Source organism: Baekduia alba (assembly GCF_028416635.1).
GTDB classification, from domain to species: domain Bacteria; phylum Actinomycetota; class Thermoleophilia; order Solirubrobacterales; family Solirubrobacteraceae; genus Baekduia; species Baekduia alba.
Genome location: NZ_CP114013.1, coordinates 1,003,347 through 1,019,768 on the forward strand (window position 1 = coordinate 1,003,347; position 16,422 = coordinate 1,019,768).

Annotated in this window: 22 protein-coding genes, 1 tRNA gene, 1 other RNA gene and 1 pseudogene; 19 read left to right on the forward strand and 6 right to left on the reverse strand. The window is 70.8% G+C overall.

Features of this window, described 5'->3' with window-relative positions; all coding sequences use genetic code 11:
- The first annotated feature begins 78 nt into the window (after window positions 1-78).
- From DSM104299_RS04940 to DSM104299_RS04960, 5 genes are read left to right on the forward strand one after another with little or no spacing between them, the layout of a single operon-like run.
- A complete protein-coding gene (locus DSM104299_RS04940; protein ID WP_272476182.1) occupies window positions 79-1,332 on the forward strand; it encodes a hypothetical protein in 1,254 nt (417 codons plus the stop codon).
- Window positions 1,329-1,673 (forward strand): hypothetical protein, encoded by a 345-nt coding sequence (locus tag DSM104299_RS04945; protein ID WP_272476183.1) that lies wholly within the window; start codon window positions 1,329-1,331, stop codon window positions 1,671-1,673. The genes DSM104299_RS04940 and DSM104299_RS04945 overlap by 4 nt, the downstream gene beginning before the upstream one ends.
- Window positions 1,673-2,272 (forward strand): phage tail protein, encoded by a 600-nt coding sequence (locus DSM104299_RS04950; protein ID WP_272476184.1) that lies wholly within the window; start codon window positions 1,673-1,675, stop codon window positions 2,270-2,272. Before DSM104299_RS04945 ends, DSM104299_RS04950 begins: the two co-directional genes overlap by 1 nt.
- Window positions 2,273-2,320: 48 nt before the next feature.
- Window positions 2,321-3,079, forward strand: a complete 759-nt coding sequence (locus DSM104299_RS04955) for a phage tail protein (RefSeq protein WP_272476185.1) — start codon at window positions 2,321-2,323, stop codon at window positions 3,077-3,079.
- Complete coding sequence (locus DSM104299_RS04960; RefSeq protein WP_272476186.1) at window positions 3,079-3,399, forward strand: hypothetical protein; 321 nt, start codon at window positions 3,079-3,081, stop codon at window positions 3,397-3,399. Before DSM104299_RS04955 ends, DSM104299_RS04960 begins: the two co-directional genes overlap by 1 nt.
- A gap of 22 nt (window positions 3,400-3,421) precedes the next feature.
- Here the strand turns inward: DSM104299_RS04960 and DSM104299_RS04965 are convergent, their stop codons facing one another.
- Window positions 3,422-4,075, reverse strand: coding sequence for a hypothetical protein (locus DSM104299_RS04965; RefSeq protein WP_272476187.1), 654 nt, complete (start codon window positions 4,073-4,075; stop codon window positions 3,422-3,424).
- Window positions 4,076-4,632: 557 nt separating this feature from the next.
- Between DSM104299_RS04965 and DSM104299_RS04970 the strand changes: the two genes are divergently transcribed.
- The 11 genes and pseudogenes from DSM104299_RS04970 to DSM104299_RS29520 form a co-directional block, all read left to right on the forward strand.
- Entirely contained in the window at window positions 4,633-4,779 is a 147-nt protein-coding gene (locus DSM104299_RS04970; protein WP_272476188.1) for a toxin-antitoxin system HicB family antitoxin, read from the forward strand.
- A gap of 68 nt (window positions 4,780-4,847) precedes the next feature.
- A complete protein-coding gene (locus tag DSM104299_RS04975; protein ID WP_272476189.1) occupies window positions 4,848-5,375 on the forward strand; it encodes a hypothetical protein in 528 nt (175 codons plus the stop codon).
- Window positions 5,372-5,587: a hypothetical protein gene (locus DSM104299_RS04980; protein ID WP_272476190.1), complete on the forward strand. Its 216-nt coding sequence runs from the start codon at window positions 5,372-5,374 to the stop codon at window positions 5,585-5,587. Before DSM104299_RS04975 ends, DSM104299_RS04980 begins: the two co-directional genes overlap by 4 nt.
- On the forward strand, window positions 5,587-5,769 hold the full coding sequence (locus tag DSM104299_RS04985; RefSeq protein WP_272476191.1) for a hypothetical protein: 183 nt from the start codon (window positions 5,587-5,589) through the stop codon (window positions 5,767-5,769). Before DSM104299_RS04980 ends, DSM104299_RS04985 begins: the two co-directional genes overlap by 1 nt.
- Window positions 5,769-5,963 carry a helix-turn-helix transcriptional regulator gene (locus DSM104299_RS04990; RefSeq protein ID WP_272476192.1) on the forward strand — a complete coding sequence of 65 codons (195 nt, stop codon included), beginning with the start codon at window positions 5,769-5,771 and terminating at the stop codon, window positions 5,961-5,963. Before DSM104299_RS04985 ends, DSM104299_RS04990 begins: the two co-directional genes overlap by 1 nt.
- Entirely contained in the window at window positions 5,963-6,865 is a 903-nt protein-coding gene (locus DSM104299_RS04995) for a tyrosine-type recombinase/integrase (protein WP_272476193.1), read from the forward strand. Before DSM104299_RS04990 ends, DSM104299_RS04995 begins: the two co-directional genes overlap by 1 nt.
- 351 nt (window positions 6,866-7,216) lie before the next feature.
- Entirely contained in the window at window positions 7,217-7,363 is a 147-nt protein-coding gene (locus DSM104299_RS05000) for a toxin-antitoxin system HicB family antitoxin (protein ID WP_272476188.1), read from the forward strand.
- A gap of 68 nt (window positions 7,364-7,431) precedes the next feature.
- Window positions 7,432-7,959, forward strand: coding sequence for a hypothetical protein (locus DSM104299_RS05005; protein WP_272476189.1), 528 nt, complete (start codon window positions 7,432-7,434; stop codon window positions 7,957-7,959).
- Complete coding sequence (locus DSM104299_RS05010; RefSeq protein WP_272476190.1) at window positions 7,956-8,171, forward strand: hypothetical protein; 216 nt, start codon at window positions 7,956-7,958, stop codon at window positions 8,169-8,171. The genes DSM104299_RS05005 and DSM104299_RS05010 overlap by 4 nt, the downstream gene beginning before the upstream one ends.
- Complete coding sequence (locus tag DSM104299_RS05015) at window positions 8,171-8,353, forward strand: hypothetical protein (RefSeq protein ID WP_272476191.1); 183 nt, start codon at window positions 8,171-8,173, stop codon at window positions 8,351-8,353. The genes DSM104299_RS05010 and DSM104299_RS05015 overlap by 1 nt, the downstream gene beginning before the upstream one ends.
- 295 nt (window positions 8,354-8,648) lie before the next feature.
- Window positions 8,649-9,605, forward strand: a pseudogene (locus DSM104299_RS29520) (tyrosine-type recombinase/integrase); the annotation flags it as partial.
- Between the two features lie 176 nt (window positions 9,606-9,781).
- Here DSM104299_RS29520 and DSM104299_RS05025 read toward each other — a convergent pair.
- Window positions 9,782-9,853: transfer RNA gene (locus DSM104299_RS05025), tRNA-Val, on the reverse strand.
- A gap of 81 nt (window positions 9,854-9,934) precedes the next feature.
- On the opposite strand from DSM104299_RS05025, the gene DSM104299_RS05030 reads away from it, so the two are divergent.
- The 3 genes from DSM104299_RS05030 (at window position 9,935) to ffs (ending at window position 11,373) form a co-directional block, all read left to right on the forward strand.
- On the forward strand, window positions 9,935-10,876 hold the full coding sequence (locus tag DSM104299_RS05030; protein ID WP_272476195.1) for a glutathione S-transferase family protein: 942 nt from the start codon (window positions 9,935-9,937) through the stop codon (window positions 10,874-10,876).
- 72 nt (window positions 10,877-10,948) lie between these two features.
- Window positions 10,949-11,092, forward strand: coding sequence for a hypothetical protein (locus DSM104299_RS05035; RefSeq protein ID WP_272476196.1), 144 nt, complete (start codon window positions 10,949-10,951; stop codon window positions 11,090-11,092).
- A 13-nt stretch (window positions 11,093-11,105) separates the two neighbouring features.
- Window positions 11,106-11,373: signal recognition particle sRNA large type (ffs, locus tag DSM104299_RS05040), an RNA gene on the forward strand.
- 75 nt (window positions 11,374-11,448) lie between these two features.
- Here the strand turns inward: ffs and DSM104299_RS05045 are convergent.
- From DSM104299_RS05045 to DSM104299_RS05060, 4 genes are all read right to left on the reverse strand, one after another.
- Entirely contained in the window at window positions 11,449-12,888 is a 1,440-nt protein-coding gene (locus tag DSM104299_RS05045) for a DHA2 family efflux MFS transporter permease subunit (protein WP_272476197.1), read from the reverse strand.
- A 98-nt stretch (window positions 12,889-12,986) separates the two neighbouring features.
- Window positions 12,987-13,544 (reverse strand): TetR/AcrR family transcriptional regulator, encoded by a 558-nt coding sequence (locus DSM104299_RS05050; protein ID WP_272476198.1) that lies wholly within the window; start codon window positions 13,542-13,544, stop codon window positions 12,987-12,989.
- Between the two features lie 36 nt (window positions 13,545-13,580).
- A complete protein-coding gene (locus DSM104299_RS05055; protein WP_272476199.1) occupies window positions 13,581-14,984 on the reverse strand; it encodes a hypothetical protein in 1,404 nt (467 codons plus the stop codon).
- Window positions 14,985-15,028: 44 nt separating this feature from the next.
- Window positions 15,029-16,357 (reverse strand): M20/M25/M40 family metallo-hydrolase, encoded by a 1,329-nt coding sequence (locus tag DSM104299_RS05060; protein ID WP_272476200.1) that lies wholly within the window; start codon window positions 16,355-16,357, stop codon window positions 15,029-15,031.
- Window positions 16,358-16,422 lie beyond the last annotated feature (65 nt).

Here is a 16,422-nt window from a genome sequence, read left to right on the forward strand (position 1 = left end):
AGACGCCGGGCGGTGCCCGCTCGGTGGCCGTTCAACGCCTGCCGCGCTGATCCTCATCGACGACATGGCGGGTCGCTGATGGCCTACCGGCTCAACGGCACCGACCCGTTCCTGCGCGCCTCTGTCGGTGCCTTCAACGGCTACAACGTGCGCGGGGCTCCGGCCAGCGCCTTTGCGCTGGTCAAGCGCAACGCGACCGGCGGATCGACGGCGTGGCATGGCGTCTACACGATGGACCAGGGCAACACGTCGATCGCCCACGACTGGCTCGAGTTCGACCCGACCGACCACCTCAGCGGCTACCTGGGCAACGGGGCCGGGTACGCGACGGCCGCGACGTTCGCCGACACCTCGAACTGGATGATCGTCGGGTTCACCTGGGACGGCACAGCGAGCGGCTGGACGTGGTGGTGGAAGACGGGGGCGGGCGCATGGCAGTCCGAGTCCGAGACGCTGTCTGCCGTCTTCACCCTCAACGCGGGCGCAGGGTTCCGGCACATTGTCGGCAACGAGCCGGGCCTCGGTGACGACGCGAACTTCGACATCGTCTGCGTCGGAGCGATCAAGTCGCAGCTCACCGGCGCCACCGTCCAGACGTTGAGCCTGACGAGCATCGCGTCGTGGGACGCGGTGTTCACCGGCCCTAACGCGTGGCTGTTGGGGTTCGATGCGATTGGCTCGCGCAGCGACCGCACAGGCAACGGAGGCGACGAGCTCGCGCGCTCGGCGGGCATCACGGTGGTCGCTGATCCAGCCGGCTTCGCGTGGGGTGCCCAGGGCGGGCCAAGTGCGACCACCGTCCGGTTGTCATCGGTGGTCGCGGGCCGCAAGACCGCACAGGCGGCCGCAGCCGCGACCGTCCGGTTCGCCACCACGGCGGCCGGCTCGGCGTCGCCGCACGGTGGACCATCCAGCTCCTCGTTGAAGCTCGCCGCCGCCGCGACCGGACGCAAGTCCACCGGAGCGAACGCCGCGGCGGCGGTGCACCTCTCCCCAGCGCATGCTGGCCGCAAGACCGCTTCCGGCGCCGCAGCTGCCGTCGTTCGGTTCTCGGTCCAGGCCATAGGAACGGGCGCCGCGCCGCGCCTCGGCCCCAGCGCAGCCACCGTGCGGTTCCTCAGCAGCGCGACCGGGCGCAAGAACGGCCGCAACTCGGGCGCGGTCACCCTCGTCCTGGCGGCCGCTGCGACCGGCCACGAGACCGCCGTTGGTAGCAGCGCGGCCAGTGTGCGCTTCAACGGAACCCGCGGGCACGCCGGCCGCTGGCCGGTCATCACAGGGCGGCCGGGCACCGGTCGCATCGCACATACAAGCATGGGGAGGATCGCATGACCGTCGTGTCGTGGCGAGGTCAGACGGCCGTCGTCGACGATGGCGAACAGCTCGTCGAGGTCGACTGCAGCGGACTCGCGCGTGCCGTCGACCCGGTGCAGCTGCAGGGCTGCGTCGACCGGGTGACGTTTCCGTCAGACGGCTCGGTGTGGGTGTTCGTCGAGGACGCCGGCCGGACCATGATGGGCACCGGCTTCAACGAGCTGCCGCCGGGGCGCGTCGCGGTCGAGGTCGGCGGGGTGGTCCTGGGCTTGGGGATGGTGCAGTTCCAGGCCGACGCGGGGCCGGACGCGAAGATCATCATGGTCTTCGAGCCGACCGGTGACGGGCGGTGTAGCTGATGCCCGTCCCGAGCATGGGTGCGGTCGCGGCCGAGATCTACCAGCAGCTTCGTCCGCTCGCCCGCGACGACGAGGCCTACGGGTGGCCGCTGGCCCACTACGTCGCCGCCAAGTACAAGCCGTTGGAAGAGGTCGCGTCGTGGGTGCGCGACTCCGACGACGGCCCCGGCTACAGCGTCCTGCTCGACATCGACCGCTGCCCCGCAGTTGCGCTGCCGTGGCTGGCGCAGTTCAAGGGCGTGGTCATCCCCGCGGGACTCGCCGAGGCCGAGCAGCGCGCATGGATTCGCTCGGCCGAGGGTCAGCACCGCGGCAGCGTGGACGCGCTCAAGCGGGCGGGCGCCCGCCACCTCACGGGCACCAAAAGCGTCCGGGTCCTCGAACGCGTCGGCGGCAACGCCTACAACCTGACAGCCGTCACCCGAACGAGCGAGACACCCGACCCCATCGCCACGAAGGCCGACCTGATGTCGGCCAAGCGCATTGGGATCGTCCTGACCCACGTCGTAACCGACGAGGCGATCGTCGACGAAGCGACCCGCACGTTCAACGCGATCACCGCCGCCATCGACTCCATGACCCTTCCGAACGTCACCTAGGAGAACACCATGCCTGGAACCCCTTCCGCGAAGTGGAGCCTGCCGACGATGGCAGGCACCGACATCGCCAACACCATCGACGAGTACACGGTCGCGCTAACTGGCGCGATCGATCCCTTGCTTGCGCCCGTCGATAGCGGTCCGCTCGCCAGCCGTCCGCCCTCGACGGCGCCATCTCCTGGCAAGCTCGGACGCCACTACTACGCCACCGACCTCGGCGTCACGTTCCTGGACTACGGCACCGGATGGATCGCGCTGAACGAGCCCATCGGCAACGTCACGTGGTGGGCGGGCGCTGGCGCGCCGAGCGGCGGCACACACGTCGAAGCCAACGGCCAGGCCATCAGCCGCAGCACCTACCCGCTGTACATGAGTCTCATCGGAACCTTGCACGGCGCCGGGAACGGCTCTACGACCGTCAACGTCCCGGACCTCGTGGGCCGTACGGCCGTTGGTCGCGACCCATCGGCGACGCGTATCCCTAACAACCCGCGCGCTGTCGGCCAGGGCGGCGGCGAGGAACGCCACCTGTCGACAGCAGCCGAGTCCGGCGTCAACGGCAACGGCAGCACTGGAAACGACACGCCGGACCACACTCACGGCCTTGGCGGCACCGCGCTGCGCGACAGCGCAAGTTTCCAGAACTGGCAGCTTCCCGGTGGCGCGGGTCGTGAGATCGAGCAGTTCTCCGCGACCGCTGGCGCTTCGACGCGCCACACGCATCCGCTGATCGCTCGCAACGCCGACGCGGCCCACAACAACATGCAGCCCTATCTGGCGCTGACCCCGATCGTGCGGGTGGCCTGATGCACACGATCACGGCCACGCTGATCCTCGATGACACGGCCGATCCGCCGCGCGCCGCGGTGTCAATCCAGGTCGACGGTGAGGTGGTCGCGGCTCACGAGCACGTCTCGCCCGCCGACTCCGTGGCCGCGCTCGACGCGTTTGCCCAGGGCGACGAGGAACTGCGCAGCCGGCTTCGGCTCACCGTGGCGTCCACCATCAGCCGGCTGCAGGAGATCGTCGAAAAGGGCCACGAGGCTCAGCTCGCGCGTGAGGCCGCGCTCAGCGAGTGGCAGCTCGTACTCGATGCGGGCGTTCCGGCCGCAGCCCCCGATGCGTGAGCAGCATCTCGACTCGTGCGGGCTACGGCTGGCGCACGGGCGGGCCGCAGTCCAGCGTGTTGTCTGCGGATGGAGTGGCGGTGTCGATCGTCAGGTCGTACTCGCGATCGAAATGCCCCTTCATGTCGTAGCTGCAGCCATCGGGCGCCTCGGCGGTCGTGGTGCATCGCCAGACGCCGGGCGACCCGAAGTTGCACTGCGTGTTGTTGGACACACGCACCACCGCGAGCGCGCTCTCGCCGAGATACGTGCGCACCCCGTCTCGGAAGATGAGGCGGTACTCCGGGTAGACCGACCCCGGCGCGAGCCAGAGGTCGCCGGTGCCGTAGCGCGATCGGACCCGAAGATGGCTGTAGTACCGGTGACCGGCACTGTCGTACTCCCAGCGGCTCGCGCTGACGGTCATCGGGACGCGTTCTCGCGGCAGATGGAAGCTCAGCGACATCGCGGTGGCCGTTGCCGTGGTCGCTCCCCAGTGGCGCCACCTGAGCTTGACGAGATCCACAGAGCCAGCCAGCGAGGCCGTCGGGTCCAAGGTGAGGCACGATGACGGCTTCTGCTTTGGCACGAGGCCGCGGGCCCCGTTGGACGTTGAGCACGGTAGATACGTGGCCCGGCTCGCCGCCTCCGCTGTCGAACACAGCAGCAGGACGACGGCACTCGTGGCGAGCAGCATACGCATCCGCCGACTGTAAACCCCTCACCGGTCGCGCCGGCGCGACGTCGGACGAATGGCGACGCCCACTGCTAAGCACTCTCGCCTCTCGTGCAAGCCACCCCTGGTGCCCGATCGTCCGGCGCAGCCGGCGCCGGCGGCGACACCGCTGGCGCTGGTTGTGGGTCGCTGCCCGATCGGTGCCCGCAGGAGGCGTCGATGCGTGAGCTCGGGCGTCGACTACGCGCGGCGTGGCGAGTGCTGCGTCACGGCGACGAGAGCACGGCAGCCGGCAGCGCGAGGGACCAGGTGGTGGTCTCGATGGAGGAACTTGATGAGCTGGTCGGCCCGACATCCTCGGCGCCGGCCTGCCCGAGCGCTGGCACCGGACGGCGACATCAGAGCAGCTCGCAGCGATCGCCACTGCGGCGAACTGCGCTCGCGGGCTCCGCGCGACCGAGTGGGTCGATGTCGAGGCTGGACGATGGCCTGCCACGGCGCCAGCGGCTGAGCAGCCGGGCGCGTGAGCTTGCGAAACGCTCTTGACACGCCAGTGCCATATATGGCACTATGTGGTCGTGGCGAAAGGGAAGACTCAGGTCCGGATGCCGCCGGCACTTCACGAGCAGCTCGAGCAGCGCGCCGCCGAGCAGGGCGTCTCGCTCAACAGCTTGATCGTGAACTTGCTCGCTGGCGGTGTCGGGTTCAAGCTCCCACCCGCCTGACCAACACATATAAGTCGGCCCCGCGCGGTTGCACCCGCCGGGGCCACGTCCCAAGGAGCAGTCACTCCATGAGCAACTACCACGGTACCGACCCGTCCGGGTCGAACGACCACACGCCCGACCACATCGCCATCGAGGCGGCCGAGGGCATCACCGCGTTCGAGCGACTGCTCTCCCGCAGCGCCAAGCCCGCCGAGTCCGTGTGGACGCTGGAGGGACGCGTCGCTCAGACGATCAGCGAGCACGCGTACGCCGCTGCGCACGAGCTGCCAGCCGAGTCCGAGCTGCGCGCGCAGCTGCTCGACCAGGCCGAGGACTGGCTCCTGTTCGCGTCAATGCGCGGCCAGACGCGCTACGACCAGTTCGACGAGGCTCAGCGCCTCTCCAAGGGCGAGAACGGCATCTGGACCTGGGAGGCCCTTCCGCTGGAGCTGCGACGGACGTTCTACAACGAGCGTGTCTACACCATCGACGAGGTCCGCGAGATGGCCGCCGACCGCGAGCTGCAGTCCATCAACGGCGTCGGCCCCGCACGCGAGCGTCAGATCCTCGAGGCGCTCGCCGCCACCGACGCCAACCAGGACTGGCTGCGATGACCGCGACCCTCATCGCCTTTCCCGGTGGGCGGTCACGTACCGTCGGGGAATGGGAGGCCGCCGCCGAACTCGCGGCCGCAGACGCGATCGATCGCTTCCTCGGATCGAACCCCTGCCCGGTGCCGGGTCTCAGCCAGGTCGCCATTGATCTCGCCGAGTGGGCGGCCCGCCTCCGAAGCGATGCCGGCGCACGCAGAGCAGAGGCTCGCTGATGGCCCTTCTCACCACCCCTGGGCGCCTGCGCCGCCTCGCCGCCGAGTACGACCAGGCGGCCGCGCACCTGCGCAGCGCAGCCGAGGTCGTCGAGCACGATCCGGAGAACCCCGACGTCGACAACATCATCAACACGATCGTCGAGCGCTTCCCCGCGCTCGACAGGGCTGGAGGCGCCTGATGCTGCATGACCCCGACAACGAGCCGGAGGCCTACGTCAACCGTGACGAGATGGCCCGCCGGCTCGGCGTGAGCGTGAGCCTGGTCGACCAGATGGTGGCCCGGAATGAGATCCCGAGCGTGACGTGGGGGCGCCGCACGCGGCGGTTCCTGCCCTCGGAGGTCATCGCCGCCCTCAAGGAGCGTGACACCTGATGCCCCGTCGATCGACCGGCCAGGTCATCCCGAAGGAGACGCAACGCGGCACCGTGTACGCCCTGCGATTCCGCGCCTACGGCCAGCGCCGCTACGTGACGATGCCCGACGGCACGTCCGAAGATCAGGCGCGTCGCGAGCTGGCCTACATCCTGCTGCAGGTCGAGCGCGGCGAGTGGGTCCCGCCGGCGGCGGTCGAGGTCGAGCTGCCGCCGGATGACCCGACGTTCCACGTGTTCGCGTCGGAGTGGTGGGCGGCGAAGAAGCTCACTGTGCGCCCGAACACCGTCAACGCGTACGAGAACGAGCTGACGGTGCACCTGCTGCCGTTCTTCGCGCGGCACCTGCTCTCGCAGATCACCGTGGCGGAGGTCGACCGCTACCGCGAGCACAAGGTCCGCGAGGGCCGCCTCGGTGCCGACACCATCAACAAGACGCTCACGCGCCTCGGCCAGATCCTCGATGTCGCTGAGGAGCGTGGTCTCATCGACCGCAACCCGCTGCGGGTCAACCCGCGCAACCGCAAGCTCCGTGTCGCGAAGAAGCGGCCGGTGTACCTCGACACCGCCGAGCACATCACCGCGCTCCTGCAGGCGGCGAGCGAGGTCGACGCGACGAAGGGTGCACGGACGTCGGGCCGGCGCGCGCTGATCGCCACGCTCGTCTTCTCGGGGCTCCGCGTCAGCGAGGCGTGCGAGTTGCGTTGGCGCGATGTCGACCTCGCCGGCGGCCGCATCACGGTCGGCAAGGCGAAGACCGATGCCGGCAGCTACCGCGAGGTCGACATCCGGGCCGTCCTCCGCGACGAGCTGCTCGCGTACAAGGCCGGTCGTCGCGCTCGTCAGGTCGAGCGCGACGCCTTGGTGTTCCGATCGGTGCCCGCAGGAGGCGTCGATGCGTGAGCTCGGGCGTCGACTACGCGCGGCGTGGCGAGTGCTGCGTCACGGCGACGAGAGCACGGCAGCCGGCAGCGCGAGGGACCAGGTGGTGGTCTCGATGGAGGAACTTGATGAGCTGGTCGGCCCGACATCCTCGGCGCCGGCCTGCCCGAGCGCTGGCACCGGACGGCGACATCAGAGCAGCTCGCAGCGATCGCCACTGCGGCGAACTGCGCTCGCGGGCTCCGCGCGACCGAGTGGGTCGATGTCGAGGCTGGACGATGGCCTGCCACGGCGCCAGCGGCTGAGCAGCCGGGCGCGTGAGCTTGCGAAACGCTCTTGACACGCCAGTGCCATATATGGCACTATGTGGTCGTGGCGAAAGGGAAGACTCAGGTCCGGATGCCGCCGGCACTTCACGAGCAGCTCGAGCAGCGCGCCGCCGAGCAGGGCGTCTCGCTCAACAGCTTGATCGTGAACTTGCTCGCTGGCGGTGTCGGGTTCAAGCTCCCACCCGCCTGACCAACACATATAAGTCGGCCCCGCGCGGTTGCACCCGCCGGGGCCACGTCCCAAGGAGCAGTCACTCCATGAGCAACTACCACGGTACCGACCCGTCCGGGTCGAACGACCACACGCCCGACCACATCGCCATCGAGGCGGCCGAGGGCATCACCGCGTTCGAGCGACTGCTCTCCCGCAGCGCCAAGCCCGCCGAGTCCGTGTGGACGCTGGAGGGACGCGTCGCTCAGACGATCAGCGAGCACGCGTACGCCGCTGCGCACGAGCTGCCAGCCGAGTCCGAGCTGCGCGCGCAGCTGCTCGACCAGGCCGAGGACTGGCTCCTGTTCGCGTCAATGCGCGGCCAGACGCGCTACGACCAGTTCGACGAGGCTCAGCGCCTCTCCAAGGGCGAGAACGGCATCTGGACCTGGGAGGCCCTTCCGCTGGAGCTGCGACGGACGTTCTACAACGAGCGTGTCTACACCATCGACGAGGTCCGCGAGATGGCCGCCGACCGCGAGCTGCAGTCCATCAACGGCGTCGGCCCCGCACGCGAGCGTCAGATCCTCGAGGCGCTCGCCGCCACCGACGCCAACCAGGACTGGCTGCGATGACCGCGACCCTCATCGCCTTTCCCGGTGGGCGGTCACGTACCGTCGGGGAATGGGAGGCCGCCGCCGAACTCGCGGCCGCAGACGCGATCGATCGCTTCCTCGGATCGAACCCCTGCCCGGTGCCGGGTCTCAGCCAGGTCGCCATTGATCTCGCCGAGTGGGCGGCCCGCCTCCGAAGCGATGCCGGCGCACGCAGAGCAGAGGCTCGCTGATGGCCCTTCTCACCACCCCTGGGCGCCTGCGCCGCCTCGCCGCCGAGTACGACCAGGCGGCCGCGCACCTGCGCAGCGCAGCCGAGGTCGTCGAGCACGATCCGGAGAACCCCGACGTCGACAACATCATCAACACGATCGTCGAGCGCTTCCCCGCGCTCGACAGGGCTGGAGGCGCCTGATGCTGCATGACCCCGACAACGAGCCGGAGGCCTACGTCAACCGTGACGAGATGGCCCGCCGGCTCGGCGTGAGCGTGAGCCTGGTCGACCAGATGGTGGCCCGGAATGAGATCCCGAGCGTGACGTGGGGGCGCCGCACGCGGCGGTTCCTGCCCTCGGAGGTCATCGCCGCCCTCAAGGAGCGTGACACCTGATGCCCCGTCGATCGACCGGCCAGGTCATCCCGAAGGAGACGCAACGCGGCACCGTGTACGCCCTGCGATTCCGCGCCTACGGCCAGCGCCGCTACGTGACGATGCCCGACGGCACGTCCGAAGATCAGGCGCGTCGCGAGCTGGCCTACATCCTGCTGCAGGTCGAGCGCGGCGAGTGGGTCCCGCCGGCGGCGGTCGAGGTCGAGCTGCCGCCGGATGACCCGACGTTCCACGTGTTCGCGTCGGAGTGGTGGGCGGCGAAGAAGCTCACTGTGCGCCCGAACACCGTCAACGCGTACGAGAACGAGCTGACGGTGCACCTGCTGCCGTTCTTCGCGCGGCACCTGCTCTCGCAGATCACCGTGGCGGAGGTCGACCGCTACCGCGAGCACAAGGTCCGCGAGGGCCGCCTCGGTGCCGACACCATCAACAAGACGCTCACGCGCCTCGGCCAGATCCTCGATGTCGCTGAGGAGCGTGGTCTCATCGACCGCAACCCGCTGCGGGTCAACCCGCGCAACCGCAAGCTCCGTGTCGCGAAGAAGCGGCCGGTGTACCTCGACACCGCCGAGCACATCACCGCGCTCCTGCAGGCGGCGAGCGAGGTCGACGCGACGAAGGGTGCACGGACGTCGGGCCGGCGCGCGCTGATCGCCACGCTCGTCTTCTCGGGGCTCCGCGTCAGCGAGGCGTGCGAGTTGCGTTGGCGCGATGTCGACCTCGCCGGCGGCCGCATCACGGTCGGCAAGGCGAAGACCGATGCCGGCAGCTACCGCGAGGTCGACATCCGGGCCGTCCTCCGCGACGAGCTGCTCGCGTACAAGGCCGGTCGTCGCGCTCGTCAGGTCGAGCGCGACGCCTTGGTGTTCACGACCGCGGCCGGCACCGCGCGCGACAAGGACAACGTCCGCTCGAAGGTGCTCGCGCCGGTCGTCGCCCGCGCCGGCAAGATCCTCGCGGCGGCCGACGCGATGCCGCTGCCGGTCGGCGTGACCTCCCACAAGCTGCGGCACACGTTCACGTCGATCCTGTTCGCGCTCGGCGAGGACGCGCCCTACGTGATGGGTCAGCTCGGGCACGCCGACCCGAAGTTCACGCTGCGCGTCTACGCCCACGTGATGCGCCGCGGCGACGACGAGCGGGCCCGGCTGAAGGCCCTCGTCGAGGGCGCCGAATGGGCACCATTGGGCACTAAGACGGAAACGGCCCCCGAGTCGGGGGCCGAGATTCCTGATGGGCGCGGCGGGTTTCGAACCTGCGACCTCTCGCGTGTGAAGCGAGCGCTCTCCCACTGAGCTACGCGCCCCAGGGGAACGGGCAGTTTAGCCGGGGGAGAGCCGGATCGTCGTCACCGCGGCTGGGTACACCGTGTCCTAGCCTCATGCCGATGTCCAGGAGCGCCGGTCAGCCGCAGCCGCAGCCGCAGGTCCAGAAGGAGTCCGACAACGACGGGCGGTTCGTCCGTGAGGAGTCGCGGTTCCGTGGGTTCGTCGCCGAGCGGCCGGAGCCCAACCGGTATCACCTGTACGTGTCGCTCGCGTGCCCGTGGGCGTCGCGTGCGGTGATCGTGCGGCAGCTGATGGGCCTCGAGGACGTGCTGCCGATGACGGTCGTCGATCCGATCCGCGACGACCGCGGCTGGCGCTTCACGCCCGATGCGCCCGATCCGGTGAACGGCTTGACCTTCCTGTCCGAGGCCTACATCTTGACCGACCCGTCGGTCGCCGACCGGGTCACGGTCCCGGTGCTGTTCGACACCGAGGCCAACCGCATCGTCAACAACGAGAGCGCCGAGATCATCCGGATGCTCAACGCTTGGGCGCCGGAGCGCGTCGACCTCTACCCGCCGGACCTGCGCACCGCGATCGACGAGGTCAACGACCGCGTGTACAACTCGGTCAACAACGGCGTCTACCGCGCGGGCTTCGCGACGAGCCAGGCCGCCTACGACGAGGCGTTCGACGAGCTGTTCACGACGCTCGACTGGCTCGACGACCGCCTCGCGACCAACCGCTACCTGCTCGGCGACGAGATCACCGAGGCCGACTGGCGCCTGTTCGTCACGCTCGTGCGCTTCGACGCCGTCTACGTCGGCCACTTCAAGTGCAACCTGCGCCGCATCGCCGACTACGAGCACCTGTCCGGTTACCTGCGCGACCTCTACCAGGAGCACGGCATCGCCGACACGGTCGACTTCGACCAGATCAAGCGCCACTACTACACGACGCACCCGCAGTTGAACCCGACGCGGATCGTCCCGAAGGGACCCGAGCTGGACCTCTGGGCGGTCCACGACCGGGACCGGCTGGACCGCCGGCGCGCGGCGTAGCGCCCCCTCCGTTCGGAGGGGTCTGTGACGGGACCGACACAAAATGACGCCCCCGTCAGGAATACTGTGGGCATGTCCGCGACCCCCGCATCGACCGTCCCGACCAGCAGCGCGGCGGGCGGCAACGTCTACGTCGGCCCGTCGCTGGCCTCGTCGCTCTTTCGCTTCGCGGCCGCGCTCGCGACCGCGCGGCCGGAAGCGGCTCCGCAGCGATAGACTCCACGGCGGACCGTGCTAGGCGGGGAGGTAGCGGTGCCCTGTCGCTCGCAATCCGCTCTAGCGAGGCCGAATCCCCGATCGAGGGGTGTGGCCAACGGGGTCAGCGCGCCGTGGCGGCGCTGATGGCCCGGGTCCCGCGCGGCGTCGGCTCGTGAACCAGGTCAGGTCCGGAAGGAAGCAGCCTTAAGCGATCACCGGCGGGCGCAGCGGGAGCTCCCGGGTCGGAGCCGCCCTCCGGCGTAGCGCCCGGGGACCGCATCTCGATTTCGGGTGCACGGTCCACTGACTGCAAGGCGAAGGCCCCGCCGGGATCCCGGCGGGGCCTTCGTCGTTCCGGGTGTGTCGCCGGCGGGCTACCGCGCGGCTTCGGCCAGCGCGGCCGCCGGTGCCTCGGCCTCGGCTTCGACGCCGGCGCGCCGCTTGCCCGGGATCAGCAGCGCCAGCAGCGCGCCGACCGCCAGGACCGCCGCGCCGATCGGCAGCGCCGCCGTCATCCCGTCCACGTAGGCCGCCGGCGACTCGTACCCGCCGTTGGCCGTGAACACCGACGCCAGCACCGCGACGCCCAGGACGCCGCCCAGCTCGCGGATCGCGTTGGTCGCGCCCGACGCCTGGCCGGCCTCCTCGGGCCGGACCGAGCCCAGCACGCTGTTGGCCGCCGGCGCGAAGACCAGCGCCATGCCCGTGCCGGCCAGGATGAACGGAACGATGAGCGCCGCGTAGGCGACGGTCGGCGTCGACACCGCGGCCAGCCAGCCGATCGCGATCGCCTGCAGCGCCAGCCCGGTGGCCATCAGCGGCCGCGCGCCGATCCGGTCGCTGAGGATGCCGGCGATCGGCGCGACGAACATCGGCATCAGCGTCCAGGGCAGCACGCGCAGGCCGGACTCCAGCGGCGAGAGCCCCTGCGTCGTCTGGAAGAACTGCGACAGCAGGAAGATCGAGCCGAAGACGCCGAAGAACATCGCCAGCGACGCGCCGTTGGTGGCGGCGAAGGCGCGGGACTTGAAGAACCGCAGCGGCAGCATCGGTGCCGGCGCCCGGCGCTCCCAGGCCAGGAAGGCCACCAACAACACGAGGCCGGCGGCGATCGTGCCGACGATCGGCGCCGAGGTCCAGCCCAGCGCCTCACCGCGGACGATGCCGAAGACGACGCCGAGCAGGCCGAGGCCGGCGAGCCCGATGCCGGGGAGGTCGAGCCGGTCGGCGGGGCCGTGCGACTCGGTCAGGTAGCGCATCGCCAGCGGGACCAGAGCCAGGCCGATGGGGACGTTCAGCCAGAAGATCCAGTGCCACGAGATGCCGTCGACGACCGCGCCGCCGACGACCGGTCCGAGCGCGACGCCGAGGCCGGAGATCCCGGACCACGCGCCGATCGCCAGGCCGCGCTTCTCGGTCGGGACCGCCTCGGAGAGCAGCGTCAGCGTGAGCGGCAGGACGATCGCCGCCCCGACGCCCTGCAGGCCGCGGGCGGCGACGAGCGCGCCGGCCGACGGCGCCAGCGCGGCGGCCGCGCTGGACAGCGTGAACAGCGAGATGCCGATGCTGAACATGCGCTTGCGCCCGAAGCGGTCGCCGAGCGCCGCGCCGGTGAGCAGCAGGACGGCGAACGCCAAGGTGTAGGCGTTGACCGTCCACTCGAGCGACTCGAGCGACGCGCCGAGGTCGACGCGGATCGTCGGCAGCGCGGTACTGACGACGAGGTTGTCGAGCGCGGTCATGAACAGCGCGACGCTGACGATCGCGAACGTCCAGCCGGCGCGCGGCCTGGCGGACGTGGGTGAGAGGGTCATCGGATGGCCTCCTGGGACCGGGTTGGGGAGGGGTCTGACGGGAGTGAGCGCTCACTCACTCGACGGCGAAAAAAAGGGGCCCGCGGCGACGACATGGCTCAGCAGACGCGCAGGTTCTGAGCCCAGGTGCCGTGCTCGTCGGTGGCGCCGATGGCGGCCATGACGTTCAGCAGCATGCCCGTCGCGAAGAAGCGGTGGATGTCGTCGGGCGGCAGGCCGGTCTCGCGCGCGACGAGGTCGTAGAGCGTCGCGAACCAGTCGCGCGAGGCCTCGGCGACCTCGGGCATCGAGGCGGCCGCCGCGTGCTGGTGGATCTGGGTCATCAGCATGGTGCGGTCCTGCAGCAGCTCGCTGTAGGAGTCGGCCATCGCCTCGAGCGGGTCCGTGCCCGCGGCGTGGGCCCGGGCCGCGGCTGACGCGAACGCGTCGTGGATGCGCTCGTTGGAGCGGCGGACGACCGCGAGGACCAGGTCGGTCTTGGTGGGGAACAGGCGGAAGAGGTAGGCCTGCGAGATCCCGGCGGCCTTGGCGACCTCGGTGGTCGGCGTGCCGAGGAAGCCCTTCTCGGCGAAGACCGACATCCCGGCCTCGAGCACGGCCTCGCGCCGCTCTTCGGCGGTGGAGAGGGTGCGCTTGGAGGTGGTGGCGGTCGTCATCGCGAGGTGTGAGTATGCACTCACTCACACCCGGCGTCAAGGGCGGACGAAGAATCCCGTGAGGCCTTCGCCGACGAGCGCGCATCGGCCGCCATCGCCGGCGAGGCGCCAGTGACGACGGGCCACGCCCTCGGTGGCCTGTGGAGGATTGGGCGGCAGCGTCTTGTCGGCGTCGCTGGGATCGAGGACGAACTGGCGGGCGATGGCCGGCGAGGCCGGTACGAAGGCCGGCAGGCCGTACCGGCCATCCTCCTGCGCGCTGTGGATCACGGCCGCCCGGCGGTCGGTCCACAGCGCGATCTGCGGCACGGCGCGCCGGTTCGGCACCCATACGGCGCACGAGGGGTCCGACGGCAGGTGGTCGACGGCCAGGTCGTGCAGCTCGTCCAGGATGTGCGTCTGGGCGATCAGCGCGCTGCGCGTGTTCTTCAGGCGCGTCACCTGGGACGGGACGAACACCACCATCCCGACGACGGTCAGCGCCGCGAGCGCCATCCATCTTGTACGCCATGGGTCGGCGCGCGGGAGCTCGGTCCAGGCGCAGATGCCGGCGGCGGCGAAGATCGCGAGGAGCGTCGCGGGGAACATCAGGTAGCGCGTGAGGATCGACAGGCCGGCGGTCGCCAGCAGCGCGAAGGCGATCACGGCCAGGACGCCGGCTGCCGCGGCGAGCTGCACGCCGCGCGTGCGCAGCCGCCACAGCGACAGCACGCCGCCGACCGCCGCGCCGAACAGCACCGGCTCGCGCAGGATCTCGCCGAGGCGGCGCGGCATCGCGGTCGGCACGTGCTGAAGGCCGGTCACGCGCCCGAGGTCCTCGGCCGTCGACCGCGTCCCCGTCAGCGAGTGCAGCGGGTCGCCCGTGATCGCGAGGTCGCTCAGCGCCCACAGCACCGGCGCGCCGACGACCAACCCGACGTGCACCGGGCGCAGCGCACCCCCGCGCCACAGCCACCACGCGTAGACGACCGCGAACAGCCACGCCTCCGGCCGCAGGAGCCCGGCCAGGGCCATCAACATCAGCGGAGCGGTCCCGGCGCGCGGCCTGCGCGTCTCGATCAGCAACGCCCCCAACAACAGGCAGATGTAGGGGATGTCGACGTACGCGCGGACGCCGTAGCTCAGGATCGGCTCGCGGGTCAGGACGATGGCCGCGGCCACGACGCCGGTCGCCGGCGTGAACCACGCCGCGCCCAGCGCGTAGACCAACCACCCCAACACGCCCAGGGCCAGGAAGGCCAGGACGATGAACAGGCCTTCGAGGAAGCCGGTCCCGAAGAGCGCGCCGACCGCGGCGACCGCCGTGGCCAGCGGATGCGGCGTCGGCGCGAACGCGACGTCGTAGTCCGGCGTCCGGCCGTGGACGATGTCGTTGCCCCACAGCAGCGCGTACTCGGTGTCGTAGTTGACGAACCGCGCGGGCGCGCAAGCGAGCGCCACGATCGCCCCGAGGACGACCGCGACCGCGATGGGGACCGCCCTTCTCAGGGCTTCAGCCCTGCCAGGCCGGTCAGCAGCTCGCGCGCGCTCTTGTACCCCAGCTCGAGGCCGCGCACGGAGAACGACTCGTTGGGCGCGTGGAACGGGTCGTCGGGCAGGACGAAGCCGGTGACGATCGTCGGGATGCCCTTCTCGCTCAGGTCGGCGACGAACGGGATCGCGCCGCCGGTGCGCGTGAACGCGGGCGCGACGCCGACCGCGCGCTCGATCGCGGCGCCCGCGATCTGCAACGCCGGCGAGTCGGCCGGGAAGTGCGCGGGCGGCGCCGCGTGGCGCGAGACGATCGTCATCTCGGCGCCGGCGGGCAGCGCCTCGCGGATCAGGCGCTCGAGCTCGGCGCCCATCGCGTCGACGTCCTGGCCGGGGGCGACGCGGATCGAGACGGTCGCGCGCGCGACCGCCGGGATCACCGTGCGGGTGTCGCCGGCGACGATCTGGTCGACGTCGACGGCGGTGTCCGAGCCGTTGCGCTCGACGTACTCGGCGCCGGCGCCGGGGTAGGCCTCGCGCGCGCCCGCGGCCGCGAGTGCCTCGTCGCCGCCGGGCAGGCCGGCCCACGACGCGCGCTCCTCGTCCGACGGCGGCACGATCCCGACGCGTAGCTCCTCGCGCGCGCGACCGTCGGGGCCGGGGATGACGGCGGCCAGGCCCTGGTGCAGGGCGTGCAGGGCGTTGAGCGCGGTGCCGCCGTACATGCCGGAGTGCAGGTCGCGCTGCGCGGCGCGGACGTCGAAGGTCATCAGGTAGACGCCGCGCAGGCCGACGGTGATCGCCGGGCGGTCGGGGCCGACCATGCCGCTGTCGTAGACGATCGCAGCGTCGGCGCCGCGGGGGTCGTCCTTCAGCCATTGGGAGATCGATTCGCCGCCGGCCTCCTCCTCGCCCTCGACCGCGACGCGGACGTTGACCGGGAGGGCGCCCTCGGCGGCCAGGTCGCAGGCGGCGGCCAGCAGCGGCAGGAAGTTGCCCTTGTCGTCGGCCGCGCCGCGCGCGTAGATGCGCCCGTCGCGGATCTCAGGCTCGAACGGCGGCGAGGTCCAGAGGTCCAGCGGCTCGGCGCCCTGGACGTCGTAGTGGCCGTAGATCAGGACGGTCGGAACGTTCTCGGCGTCGGCGGACGCGCGCAGCTCGCCGACGACCAGCGGGTTGCCGCCCTCGCGCACGGTCAGCAGCTCGACCTCGCCGCCCGCGGCGCGGACCTTGGCCGCCGCCCATTCCGCGGCCCGCGCGATCTCCGCAGGATCGCCGCCGCCCGTGGAGATGCTCGGGATGCGCAGCCAGTCGAAGAGCTCGTCGAGGAGGGTGTCGGCCATGCGGGACACCCTACGCGGGCGCACGTCGGCAAGACCGCGCGCCGGGCGCTCGTTTTGCTTGCGGG

Coding starts and splice junctions, on each gene's coding strand:
- DSM104299_RS04940 (WP_272476182.1), top strand. CDS start 79: ATGGCCTACCGGCTCAACGGCACCGACCCGTTCCTGCGCGCCTCTGTC.
- DSM104299_RS04945 (WP_272476183.1), top strand. CDS start 1,329: ATGACCGTCGTGTCGTGGCGAGGTCAGACGGCCGTCGTCGACGATGGC.
- DSM104299_RS04950 (WP_272476184.1), top strand. CDS start 1,673: ATGCCCGTCCCGAGCATGGGTGCGGTCGCGGCCGAGATCTACCAGCAG.
- DSM104299_RS04955 (WP_272476185.1), top strand. CDS start 2,321: ATGGCAGGCACCGACATCGCCAACACCATCGACGAGTACACGGTCGCG.
- DSM104299_RS04960 (WP_272476186.1), top strand. CDS start 3,079: ATGCACACGATCACGGCCACGCTGATCCTCGATGACACGGCCGATCCG.
- DSM104299_RS04965 (WP_272476187.1), bottom strand. CDS start 4,075: ATGCTGCTCGCCACGAGTGCCGTCGTCCTGCTGCTGTGTTCGACAGCG.
- DSM104299_RS04975 (WP_272476189.1), top strand. CDS start 4,848: ATGAGCAACTACCACGGTACCGACCCGTCCGGGTCGAACGACCACACG.
- DSM104299_RS04980 (WP_272476190.1), top strand. CDS start 5,372: ATGACCGCGACCCTCATCGCCTTTCCCGGTGGGCGGTCACGTACCGTC.
- DSM104299_RS04985 (WP_272476191.1), top strand. CDS start 5,587: ATGGCCCTTCTCACCACCCCTGGGCGCCTGCGCCGCCTCGCCGCCGAG.
- DSM104299_RS04990 (WP_272476192.1), top strand. CDS start 5,769: ATGCTGCATGACCCCGACAACGAGCCGGAGGCCTACGTCAACCGTGAC.
- DSM104299_RS04995 (WP_272476193.1), top strand. CDS start 5,963: ATGCCCCGTCGATCGACCGGCCAGGTCATCCCGAAGGAGACGCAACGC.
- DSM104299_RS05005 (WP_272476189.1), top strand. CDS start 7,432: ATGAGCAACTACCACGGTACCGACCCGTCCGGGTCGAACGACCACACG.
- DSM104299_RS05010 (WP_272476190.1), top strand. CDS start 7,956: ATGACCGCGACCCTCATCGCCTTTCCCGGTGGGCGGTCACGTACCGTC.
- DSM104299_RS05015 (WP_272476191.1), top strand. CDS start 8,171: ATGGCCCTTCTCACCACCCCTGGGCGCCTGCGCCGCCTCGCCGCCGAG.
- DSM104299_RS05030 (WP_272476195.1), top strand. CDS start 9,935: ATGTCCAGGAGCGCCGGTCAGCCGCAGCCGCAGCCGCAGGTCCAGAAG.
- DSM104299_RS05035 (WP_272476196.1), top strand. CDS start 10,949: ATGTCCGCGACCCCCGCATCGACCGTCCCGACCAGCAGCGCGGCGGGC.
- DSM104299_RS05045 (WP_272476197.1), bottom strand. CDS start 12,888: ATGACCCTCTCACCCACGTCCGCCAGGCCGCGCGCCGGCTGGACGTTC.
- DSM104299_RS05050 (WP_272476198.1), bottom strand. CDS start 13,544: ATGACGACCGCCACCACCTCCAAGCGCACCCTCTCCACCGCCGAAGAG.
- DSM104299_RS05060 (WP_272476200.1), bottom strand. CDS start 16,357: ATGGCCGACACCCTCCTCGACGAGCTCTTCGACTGGCTGCGCATCCCG.